Origin of the sequence: Amycolatopsis sp. NPDC006131 (assembly GCF_040614175.1) — a bacterium.
GTDB classification, from domain to species: Bacteria; Actinomycetota; Actinomycetes; order Mycobacteriales; family Pseudonocardiaceae; genus Amycolatopsis_E; species Amycolatopsis_E tucumanensis.
In genome coordinates this window covers 1-9,709 of record NZ_JBEXTX010000183.1, presented here as the reverse complement: position 1 = coordinate 9,709, position 9,709 = coordinate 1, and the positions used below count along the sequence as shown (strand labels likewise).

Genomic DNA, 9,709 nt, shown 5'->3' with positions numbered 1-9,709 from the left:
GGCCGCGCTGGGGCCCGCGGACCGGGTCACGCTGACCCGCGCGACACTCGTCGGCGGTGTCGTCGCGCTGGTCGCCGCCGGGTTGTCCGGGCCGGTGCTGGTCGTGCTGGCGGCGGTCGCGCTCGCGCTGGACGCGGTCGACGGCCGGGTCGCCCGCCGCACCGGGACCGTGTCGCCGCTGGGCGCGCGGTTCGACATGGAGGTGGACGCGTTCCTGATCCTCGTGCTCTGCGTGCCGGTCGCGCTGGCGCTGGGGCCGTGGGTGCTGCTGATCGGCGCGATGCGCTACGCGTTCGTGGCGGCCGGGTGGCTCGCGCCGTGGCTGCGCGGGCCGCTGACGCCGAACCTGGCGCGCAAGGCAATCGCGGCGGCGCAGGGCATCGCGCTGGTCGTGGTGGCCGCCGATGTGCTGCCCCGGCCCGCGGCGGTCGTCGTGGCCGGAGGCGCGCTGGCGGCGCTGGTGTGGTCGTTCGGCCGGGACGTGGGGACGCTGTGGCGGAACCGGTGACCGCGCGCCGGATGGCGGCGGACGTGCTCGCGTGCGTGCTCGTCGTCGCCGCCCTGGTCGTGCCGAACAACCTGGCGCTGTTCGGGCCGGCGACGTTGCTGCGGATCCCGGTGGAGGCGCTGGCCGGCGTCGCGCTGGTGCTGGTCCTGCCGCCGCGCGGACGGCGGATCGTGGCCGCCGTGGCCGGCGCGGTCCTCGGGGTGCTGGTGCTGCTCAAGATCGCCGACATCGGGTTCCACCGCGCGTTCGACCGCCCGTTCAGCCTGGTGTTCGACTGGAGCTTCGCCGGGCCTGCGCTGAGCCTGCTCGGCGGGTTGGCGCGGGTGGCCGCCGTGGCCGGCGCGGTGCTGGCCGCCGTCGCGCTGGTGCTGCTGACGACCTGGGCGGCGATGCGGCTGGCCCGGGTCGCCGCGGACCACCGTGCGGTCTCGGCGCGGGTGGTCGCCGTGCTGGCGGTCGTCTGGAGCGCGGCCGCGCTGACCGGGTTGCCGCTGGCGTCCCGCGCGACCGCCGCGCTGGCCTACCGCGAGGTGCGCGCGGTCGCTTCGGACCTGGCCGACCAGCGGGAGTTCGCCGCCGAGATGGCCGCCGACGCCTTCCGCGACACCCCGCCCGATGAGTTGCTGACCTCGTTGCGGGGCAAGGACTTCCTGCTCACCTTCGTGGAGAGCTACGGCCGGGTCGCGCTGGACGACCCCGGGGTGACCGCGTTGCTCGACTCCGGCGCCGACCGGTTGCGGGCCGCCGGGTTCAGCGCACGCACCGCGTTCCTCACCTCCTCGACCAGCGGCGGGGGCAGCTGGCTCGCGCACTCCACAATGGAGTCCGGGCTGTGGGTGGACAACCAGCAGCGGTACCGCACCTTCGTCGGCAGCGACCGGCTGACCCTGTCCGGCGCGTTCGCGCGGGCGGGCTGGCGCACGGTCAACGTGCAGCCGGAGAACGGCGCGGACTGGCCGGAGGGCGCGGTCTACCGGTTCGGCCGGCTCTACGACGGCCGCAACATCGGCTACCGCGGCCCGAACTTCTCCTACGCGGCGATGCCCGACCAGTTCACGTTGTCCGCGTTCCACCGCAACGAAATGACGCCAGGGCACCCGCCGCTGATGGCGGAACTCGACCTGGTGTCCAGCCACTGGCCGTGGGCGCCGCTGCCGCGGATGGTGGACTGGGGCGCCATCGGCGACGGCTCGACGTTCACGCACACCGGCCCGTCGGTGGACGAGGTGTGGTCCGATCCGGCGCGCGTGCGGGCCGCCTACGGCGACGCCGTCGAGTACTCGCTGTCCGCGCTGATCTCGTATGTGGAGACCTTCGGCGACGACGACCTGGTGCTGGTGTTCCTCGGCGACCACCAGCCGAACACCTCGGTCACCGGCGAGGGCGCGAGCCGCGACGTGCCGGTGACGCTGGTGGCGCGCGACCCGGCCGTGCTGGACCGCATCACCGGCTGGGGCTGGCAGGACGGGCTCCGCCCGGCCCCGGACGCGCCGGTCTGGCCGATGAGCGCGTTCCGGGACCGGTTCCTGACCGCCTTCGGGCCGTGAGCCTGCGGGGTCGCGGTCAGTGCGGCGCGGGCGCGGGTTCCAGCAGCAGCACCGGGATCCGCCGTTCCGTCGACTCCTGGTACTTCGCGTACTGCGGGAACACCTCGACCGCGCGCTGCCACCACACCTCGCGTTCCTCGCCCTCCGCCTCGCGCGCGATCATGTCGAACACCTGCTCACCGTCGCGCACCTCGACCCGCGGATCGGCCAGGGCGTTGAGGTACCAGACCGGGTTCTTCGGCGCCCCGCCCAGCGACGCGACGGCCGCGTAGACCCCGTCGTGCTCGACGCGCATCAGCGGCGCCTTGCGCAGCTTCCCGGACTTCCGGCCGATCGTCGTCAGCACGATCACCCGCATCCCGTGCATCGCGACGCCCTGCGTGCCGCCCGAGCTCTCGATCTGCTCGACCTGGTTGCGGGACATGGTCATCGTGCCGGGCTCGTACTCGCCTGTCAGCGGCATCCGCGGGGTCCTTCCGGTCAAGATCGGTTTCCGCTGGCAACGCGATCACGGCCGGAGTGATTCCCGGATCGCCGGTTCGGACAGCACCTCGTGCATGAATTCGGTCAGCCAATGCTGCGCCGGGGTGCGGGCGTGCCCGTGCCGCGCGTACACCGAGACCTGCGCGGGCTCGATGTCGAACGGCAGCTCCAGCAGCCGCACGCGGTGGTCGGCCGCGAAGACGTCCGCCACCAGCCGCGGGACCATCGCGAACAGTTCGCTGTCCTGCACCAGGTACGGCAGCGTGGAGAACCGGGTCACCTCCAGCACCACCCGGTCCAGCAGGCCCCGCGCCTCCAGCGCCCGGCGCGGGCCGTGGTGCCCGGTGGGACCGAACACCGCGATGTGCTGCTCCCGCGTCAGGTCGGCGAGCGTCACCGAAGCGCCGCGCAACCTCGGGTGGTCGGCGGCGACCATGCCGACGTAGCCCTCGGCGAACAGCGGGATGCGCGCCACCCGCTGCGAGCTGATCAGCGGCGACGCCACGAACGCGTCGATCTCGCCGCGGCCGAGCTGGTCCACCGCGCTGTCCACGTCCAGCGGCCGCACGGTCAGCGTGACCCCGGGCGCCCGCGACGGCAGCGCCGCCATCAGCCGGGGGAGCAGCGACACCTCGCCGAGGTCCGACAGGCACAGCGTGAACCGGGCGCGCGCCGTCGCCGGGTCGAAGGTGTGCGCGCCGCTCAGCGTGGACTCGATCTCGGCCAGCGCGTGGTGCAGCGACGGGTACAGGGCCTGCGCGGTGGTGGTCGGGGCCAGGCCGCCGCCGGTGCGGCGGAACAGCTCGTCGGAGAAGCGGCGGCGCAGCTTCTGCAGGCTGTAGCTCACCGTCGGCTGGGTGACGTGCAGGGACTCCGCGGTCGCCGTCACGCTGCGCGTCTCGTAGAGCAGCACGAACGTCCGCACGAGGTTGAGGTCGAAGTCCCGCATCATCGATCCTGTCTATGAGGGCGGTCGGCAACATTGATTGGAGCACGGCCGGATGATCTGCCACCCTCGGGGCAACCCCCAGTGCCGAGGAGGACACCGCGCATGCCGACAGTCCGGAAGGTCGCCCACGAGTTCCTGGAACGCCGTGGCCTCACCACGATCTTCGGCAACCCCGGCTCCAACGAGCTGCCGTTCCTGGCCGGACTGCCCGACGGCTTCACCTACGTCCTCGGCCTGCACGAGGGCGTGGTGGTCGGGATGGCCGACGGGTACGCCCAGGCCGCCGGCCGCCCGGTGCTGGTCAACCTGCACGCCGCCGCCGGCTCGGGCAACGCGATGGGCGCCCTCACCAACGCCGTCTACTCCCGCACACCGCTGGTCCTCACCGCGGGCCAGCAGGTCCGCTCGGCGATCGGGCTGGAGGCGATGCTCGCCAACGTCGACGCCACCCAGCTGATGCGCCCGCTGGTCGGCTGGTCCGGCGAGCCCAGCTGCCCCGGCGACGTGCCGCGTTCGCTGGCGCAGGCCGTGTTCGAGGCCGAACTGCAGCGCCGCCCCACCTACCTGTCGGTGCCCTACGACGACTGGGCCGCCGAGATCGACGACAACCCGGTTCTCGACCGCACGGTCCGCCGCGGCCTGTCGCCGGACGCGGGCCAGCTCGACGACCTCGCCCGGCGGATCGACGCCGCGCGCAACCCGGTGCTGGTGCTCGGCGGCGACATCGACGCACTCGGGCTCTTCGACCGCGCGGTGGCCTTCGCCGAGCACCGCGCCCTGCCGGTGTGGGTGGCGCCGTCGCCGCACCGGCTGCCGTTCCCCAACCGGCACCCGTTGTTCCGCGGCGTCCTGCCCGCCGGGATCGGCTCGGTGTCGGCCGAACTCGACGGCCACGACCTGGTCCTCGTGCTGGGCGCGCCGGTGTTCCGCTACCACCAGCACGTGCCCGGGCCGTTCCTGCCCGAAGGCGCCACCCTGGTCCAGGTCACCGACGACCCGGGCGAGGCCGCCCGCGCGCCGATGGGGGAGTCGCTCGTCGCGAGCGCGGGCGCGGTCCTGGACGGCCTGCTCGCCCGGCTGCCCGCCCGCGAGGTGGGGGAGACGGCGTTCGCGCCGAACCCGGCGGCGGCCACCGGCGAGCGGGCCCTGCACCCGGAGCAGGTGTTCGCCGCGCTGCGCGAGACCCAGCCCGCCGACACCGCCTACGTGGTCGAGTCCACGTCGACCAACTCGGCGTGGTGGCGGCAGATGGACCTGCGCCGGCCCGGCTCCTACTTCTGGCCGGCCGCGGGCGGCCTCGGGTTCGGCATGCCCGCCGCGGTCGGGGTCGCGATGGGCCTGCCCGGCCGCCCGGTGGTCGGCGTCATCGGCGACGGCTCCGCCAACTACGGCATCACCGCACTGTGGACCGCGGCCCGCTACCGGGTGCCGGTGACCTTCGTGATCCTGCGCAACGGCACCTACGGCGCGCTGCGCTGGTTCGCCGGCCTGCTGGGCACCACGGACGTGCCGGGCACCGAGATCCCCGGCCTGAACTTCGCCGCGATCGCCACCGGCTACGGCGTCCCGGCCACCACGGTGTCCGATGTGGACGACCTGCGCGCCCAGCTGAAGACCACCCCCGCCGGACCCCGCCTGATCCAGGTGGACACCGAACTCACCACGCCCTAGTCCCCACACCCCACAAGGAGAACGGCAATGACGACGTCTCCCGCCCGCTCGGTCTGGACGGCGGTGCTGTGCTGGCTGACCGTCCTGCTCGAGGGCTACGACCTGGTCGCGCTCGGCGCCACGATCCCGACGCTGCTCAAGACCGGGCACCTCGGGTTCACCGCGGCCGGCGCGACCGCCGTGGCCACCGTGTCGCTGATCGGCGTCGCGGTGGGCGCCGCCGCGCTCGGCCCGCTGACCGACCGCTTCGGACGGCGCATCATGCTCATCGGCTCGGTGCTGCTGTTCTCGGTGTTCACGCTGGTGCTGCCGCTGGCGCCGAACGTGGCCACCTTCGGCGTGTTCCGCTTCGTCGCCGGGCTGGGCCTCGGCGCGTGCATGCCGGTCGCCCTGACCGTGATGTCGGAGAACCTGCCCGCGCGGCGCCGGGCCAGCGCCTCCACGTTCACCATGACCGGCTACCACGTCGGCGCGGTGCTCACCTCGGTGCTCGCGCTGGCCGCGGTGGAGAACTGGCACGTCCTGTTCTACGGCGGCGGCATCGCCGGCCTGCTCGTGGTGCCGATCATGTGGTGGAAGCTGCCCGAGTCGGCCGCCTACCTGGAGGCGAAGCAGGACGCGGAGAAGTTCAGCTTCCGCGACCTGATCGGGCCGAAGTTCCGCCGCATCAGCATCGCCGTGTGGACCGGCTCGTTCATGGGCCTGCTGCTGGTGTACGGCCTGAACACCTGGCTGCCGCAGCTGATGCGCACCGCGGGCTACCCGCTGTCCACGTCGATCACGCTGCTGCTGGTGCTCAACGTCGGCGCGGTCATCGGGCTGGTGCTCGCCGGGACGATCGCCGACCGCTTCGGCATCCGCCCGATCGCGCGGATCTGGTTCGGCGCCGGTGCGGTGCTGCTGGCGCTGCTGAGCCTGAAGATCGGCAACAGCTTCGTGCTCAACGGGCTGGTGCTGCTGACCGGCGTGTTCGTGTTCTCCGCGCAGGTGCTGATCTACGGCTACGTCGCGCACGCCTTCCCGGCGCAGGCGCGGGGCACGGCGCTCGGGATGACGTCGGCGATCGGGCGGCTGGGCTCGATCCTCGGCCCGTTCGTGACCGGCGCGCTCGTGACGGCCGGCGTGGCCTACCCGTGGGGCTTCTACTTCTTCGCGGTCGTCGCGGCGCTCGGCCTGTGCGCGATCCTGCTGCTGGGATCGGGCAAGCGCGACGCGGCCGCGGTGGCGCAGGCGTCACCGGCGCAGGAAGGGCTCCAGCACTGACAGCAGCTCGGCGGGCCGGTCGAGCGGGATGATGTGCCCGCAGTCCGGGATGAGCCGGCTGGTCAGGTCGTCGGTGACCGGCCGCAGCTGGCGGGCGAGCGCGTCGCCGACGGGGTGCGCGCCGACCGCCAGGGTGGGGACGGTCAGGCGGTGCTCGCGCACGGCCGCCTCGATCTGCCCGGCGGTGCGCGGCAGCTCCCGGTAGAAGGAGAAGGCCCGGCGCAGGGCGGCGGCGCCGGTGTAGGCGGTGACGAAGGCGTCCCGGACAGCGGCCGGGACGCCCTGCCCGCGCGTGCCCGCGGCGAGGAAGAAGTCCAGGTAGGCGGCTTCGTGGCCGGTGAGGACCTCCTCGGCGAGGCCGGGCACCGCGTGGAACCCGAACCACCACGGCGGCCCCGCCGCGAGGAAGTCCTCGCCGCCGGGCAGCGTGCCGAGCAGCGACTCCATCACGACCAGGCGGCGGACGCGGCCCGGGTGCCGCAGGGCCAGGAGGGCGGCGGGCGGGGTGCCCGCGTCGATGCCCACCACGGTCGCGGACGGTTCGCCGAGGGCGTCCAGGATGCCCAGGGCGTCGGCGGCGAGGGTGCCGGCGTCGTAGCCGTCGGTGGCGTCGCTGCCGGCCCAGCGCTGGTCCGGGGCGATGACGCGGTGGGTGCGCGCCAGTGCGGGCAGCACCTCCTGCCACAGCTGCCAGGTGTGGGGGAAGCCGTGCAGCAGCAGGACGGCGGGACCGCTGCCCGCGGTGGCGACGGTCGTCTCGATGCCGTTGGTGCGGACCCTGCTCACGGCGACGGGCATGGTGCTCCTCGTGCTGGTTACCATTGGTGACCACGTCAACGTAGGTAACCGGCGGCGAGCCGGGAAGACGGCACTTTCCGCACAGGTGGTGAGTTCGAGGTGACCAAGGCGCCCAGGGGAGACCTGTTCGACCCGGCCTGCCCGACGCGCAGGCTGCTGAACCGGATCGGCACGAAGTGGACGTCGATGGCCGTGAAGGTCCTCGCGGAGGCCGCCCCGGAGGAGGTGCGCTTCGCCGAACTCCGGCGGCGCATGCCCGGGGTGTCGCAGAAGATGCTGTCCGCGACGCTGCAGAGCCTGGTGCGAGACGGCCTCGCGGAGCGGCGCGTGGAGCCGACGGTGCCGCCCAGCGTGCACTACCGGCTCACCGACCTGGGCCTGTCGCTGGAGTCGGCGCTCGCGGTGGTGCGCGACTGGGCGGAGACGCACATGGCGGAGATCGACGGGGTGGCGGCGGAGGGATCTTGAACGCCGCCCCTATCGCGGTCGTGGGAGCGCGCGCGTGATACTGCGACCGCGATCACAGCCAGCCGTCCTTGAACGTTGTTCTCGCCCGCACTGTGTCCGAACTGTGTCGAACCTGCCATTCCGCAGGTAGTGCCGCCAATGAGCACCCGGAAACCGGGCCTTGAGGTTGCCCATTTCCGCCCCATCGGTAACGGTAGGTCGACCAATGATTTAGGTTTGACCCGTTCGGGTTACCGCTTGCGAAAGGAGGCCGCGCCCCTCACGACGGCGCGTGCGTATGTCTGCTGACTCTGAAACCGAGGCCCGCGCAAGAGTTCCCGAGGAGACCGGTACGGCCGGGCACCTCCCGGACGAGCACGTGCCTCCGGTCGGCGACGCGGCGGGCCCGCCGCGCACCGACCGCACGGTGTTCGGGGTCGCCGCGGCACTGGCGCTGGCGATCATCGTCTGGGGGGTCGCCTCGCCGAGCAGCCTGGCGAACATCGCGGACACTGTGCTCAACGACGCGGTCATCCCGTACGGCGGCTGGGCGTTCGTGCTCGCCGCGAGCGGCTTCGTGGTCTTCGTCGTCGCGCTGGCGATCAGCCGCTACGGCCGCATCCGGCTGGGCCGGGACGACGAGAAGCCCGAGTTCCGCACCGCGTCGTGGATCGCGATGATGTTCAGCGCCGGCATGGGCATCGGCCTGATGTTCTTCGGCGTGTACGAACCGGTGTCGCACCTGGCCAGCCCGCCGCCGGGCACCGCGGCCGCCGGCTCGGACGAGGCCGTGCACACCGCGATGGCCACGACGCTGTTCCACTGGACCGTCCACCCGTGGGCGATCTACGCGGTCGTCGGGCTCGCCATCGCCTACAGCACGTTCCGCCGCGGCCGCAGCCAGCTGATCAGCTCGGTGTTCGCGCCGCTGTTCGGCAAGCGCCGCACGGAAGGCCCGCTGGGCAAGGCGATCGACGTGATGGCGATCTTCGCGACCCTGTTCGGCTCGGCCGCCTCGCTCGGCCTCGGCGCGCTGCAGGTCGGCGGCGGCATGGCGTCGGTCGGCTGGATCGACAACCCGGGCACCGGCCTGCTGGTCGGCATCATCGCGATCCTCACCGTCGCGTTCATCGCCTCGGCCGTGTCCGGCATCGCCAAGGGCATCCAGTGGCTGTCCAACATCAACATGGTGCTGGCCGCGCTGCTCGCGGTGTTCGTGCTCGTGGTCGGCCCGACGGTGCTGATCCTCAACCTGGTGCCCAGCGCGATCGGCGACTACTTCCGCGAGCTGGCCGAGATGTCCGGCCGCTCCGGCGTGACCGGCGGCGCGGAGATGCAGACCTGGCTGTCCGGCTGGACGGTCTTCTACTGGGCCTGGTGGATCTCCTGGACCCCGTTCGTCGGCATGTTCATCGCCCGGATCTCCCGCGGCCGCACCATCCGCCAGTTCGTCCTCGGCGTCATCGCGGTGCCGAGCGTGGTCAGCCTCGTGTGGTTCGCGATCTTCGGCGGCGCGGCGATCCAGAAGCAACGGTCCGATGTGGACATCGCGGGCGCGGGCAGTTCCGAGTCCGCCACCTTCACGCTGCTGGAGCACCTGCCGTGGTTCGTGCCGATGGCGATCCTGGTGATGATCCTGGTGTCGATCTTCTTCGTCTCCGGCGCGGACGCCGCGTCCGTGGTGATGGGCACGTTGTCGCAGAAGGGATCGGTCAACCCGCACCGCAACGCGGTGATCTTCTGGGGTGTGCTGACCGGTGCGGTCGCGGCGGTGATGCTGCTCGTCGGCGGCGAGGACGGGCTGACCGGCCTGCAGAACCTCACCATCCTGGTGGCGGTGCCGTTCGTCGTCGTGATGATCGGGCTGTGCGTGTCGCTGTACCGGGACCTGCGCAGCGATCCGATGGTGATCCGGGAACGCGAGATGCTGCGTTCGCTGGCCGAGATCCACGAGGAGCGCACCGGCGACGAACGCAGGCGCCGCCGCCTGCGCGCCCGCCGCACCTGATGCTCCACGGCCACCCGGGTTCGCGCCCGGGTGGC

At 72.7% G+C, this 9,709-nt stretch carries 9 protein-coding genes; 6 read left to right on the top strand and 3 right to left on the bottom strand.

All coding sequences use genetic code 11. The features are described 5' to 3' along the window. Together ABZ215_RS42080 and ABZ215_RS42075 are read left to right on the top strand one after the other, a co-directional pair. Positions 1 to 508: CDP-alcohol phosphatidyltransferase family protein (locus ABZ215_RS42080; RefSeq protein WP_354956414.1), on the top strand; the 508-nt coding region annotated here is incomplete at its 5' end. After that, complete coding sequence (locus ABZ215_RS42075; protein WP_354956412.1) at positions 493 to 2,055, top strand: sulfatase; 1,563 nt, start codon at positions 493 to 495, stop codon at positions 2,053 to 2,055. The genes ABZ215_RS42080 and ABZ215_RS42075, both read left to right, overlap by 16 nt. A gap of 16 nt (positions 2,056 to 2,071) precedes the next feature. On the opposite strand, the gene ABZ215_RS42070 is transcribed toward ABZ215_RS42075, so the two are convergent. Both ABZ215_RS42070 and ABZ215_RS42065 read right to left on the bottom strand, forming a co-directional pair. Next, the gene (locus tag ABZ215_RS42070; protein ID WP_020419893.1) at positions 2,072 to 2,518 is read right to left on the bottom strand and encodes a nitroreductase family deazaflavin-dependent oxidoreductase; all 447 of its coding nucleotides are present in this window, start codon (positions 2,516 to 2,518) and stop codon (positions 2,072 to 2,074) included. A gap of 45 nt (positions 2,519 to 2,563) precedes the next feature. After that, complete coding sequence (locus tag ABZ215_RS42065; RefSeq protein WP_235716194.1) at positions 2,564 to 3,490, bottom strand: LysR family transcriptional regulator; 927 nt, start codon at positions 3,488 to 3,490, stop codon at positions 2,564 to 2,566. Between the two features lie 99 nt (positions 3,491 to 3,589). Between ABZ215_RS42065 and mdlC the strand changes: the two genes are divergently transcribed. Continuing rightward, on the top strand, positions 3,590 to 5,158 hold the full coding sequence (gene mdlC, locus ABZ215_RS42060) for a benzoylformate decarboxylase (RefSeq protein WP_354956409.1): 1,569 nt from the start codon (positions 3,590 to 3,592) through the stop codon (positions 5,156 to 5,158). 27 nt (positions 5,159 to 5,185) lie between these two features. Further along, complete coding sequence (locus tag ABZ215_RS42055; RefSeq protein ID WP_020419890.1) at positions 5,186 to 6,421, top strand: aromatic acid/H+ symport family MFS transporter; 1,236 nt, start codon at positions 5,186 to 5,188, stop codon at positions 6,419 to 6,421. Here the strand turns inward: ABZ215_RS42055 and ABZ215_RS42050 are convergent. Further along, positions 6,392 to 7,219 carry an alpha/beta hydrolase gene (locus ABZ215_RS42050; RefSeq protein ID WP_354956407.1) on the bottom strand — a complete coding sequence of 276 codons (828 nt, stop codon included), beginning with the start codon at positions 7,217 to 7,219 and terminating at the stop codon, positions 6,392 to 6,394. The two genes, ABZ215_RS42055 and ABZ215_RS42050, sit on opposite strands and share 30 nt — an antisense overlap. 99 nt (positions 7,220 to 7,318) lie before the next feature. On the opposite strand from ABZ215_RS42050, the gene ABZ215_RS42045 reads away from it, so the two are divergent. Both ABZ215_RS42045 and ABZ215_RS42040 read left to right on the top strand, forming a co-directional pair. Next, positions 7,319 to 7,687, top strand: coding sequence for a helix-turn-helix domain-containing protein (locus tag ABZ215_RS42045; protein WP_354956405.1), 369 nt, complete (start codon positions 7,319 to 7,321; stop codon positions 7,685 to 7,687). 277 nt (positions 7,688 to 7,964) lie between these two features. Continuing rightward, a complete protein-coding gene (locus ABZ215_RS42040; RefSeq protein WP_354956403.1) occupies positions 7,965 to 9,674 on the top strand; it encodes a BCCT family transporter in 1,710 nt (569 codons plus the stop codon). Positions 9,675 to 9,709: the final 35 nt, after the last annotated feature.

Coding starts and splice junctions, on each gene's coding strand:
- ABZ215_RS42070 (WP_020419893.1), bottom strand. CDS start 2,518: ATGCCGCTGACAGGCGAGTACGAGCCCGGCACGATGACCATGTCCCGC.
- ABZ215_RS42065 (WP_235716194.1), bottom strand. CDS start 3,490: ATGATGCGGGACTTCGACCTCAACCTCGTGCGGACGTTCGTGCTGCTC.
- mdlC (WP_354956409.1), top strand. CDS start 3,590: ATGCCGACAGTCCGGAAGGTCGCCCACGAGTTCCTGGAACGCCGTGGC.
- ABZ215_RS42055 (WP_020419890.1), top strand. CDS start 5,186: ATGACGACGTCTCCCGCCCGCTCGGTCTGGACGGCGGTGCTGTGCTGG.
- ABZ215_RS42050 (WP_354956407.1), bottom strand. CDS start 7,219: ATGCCCGTCGCCGTGAGCAGGGTCCGCACCAACGGCATCGAGACGACC.
- ABZ215_RS42040 (WP_354956403.1), top strand. CDS start 7,965: ATGTCTGCTGACTCTGAAACCGAGGCCCGCGCAAGAGTTCCCGAGGAG.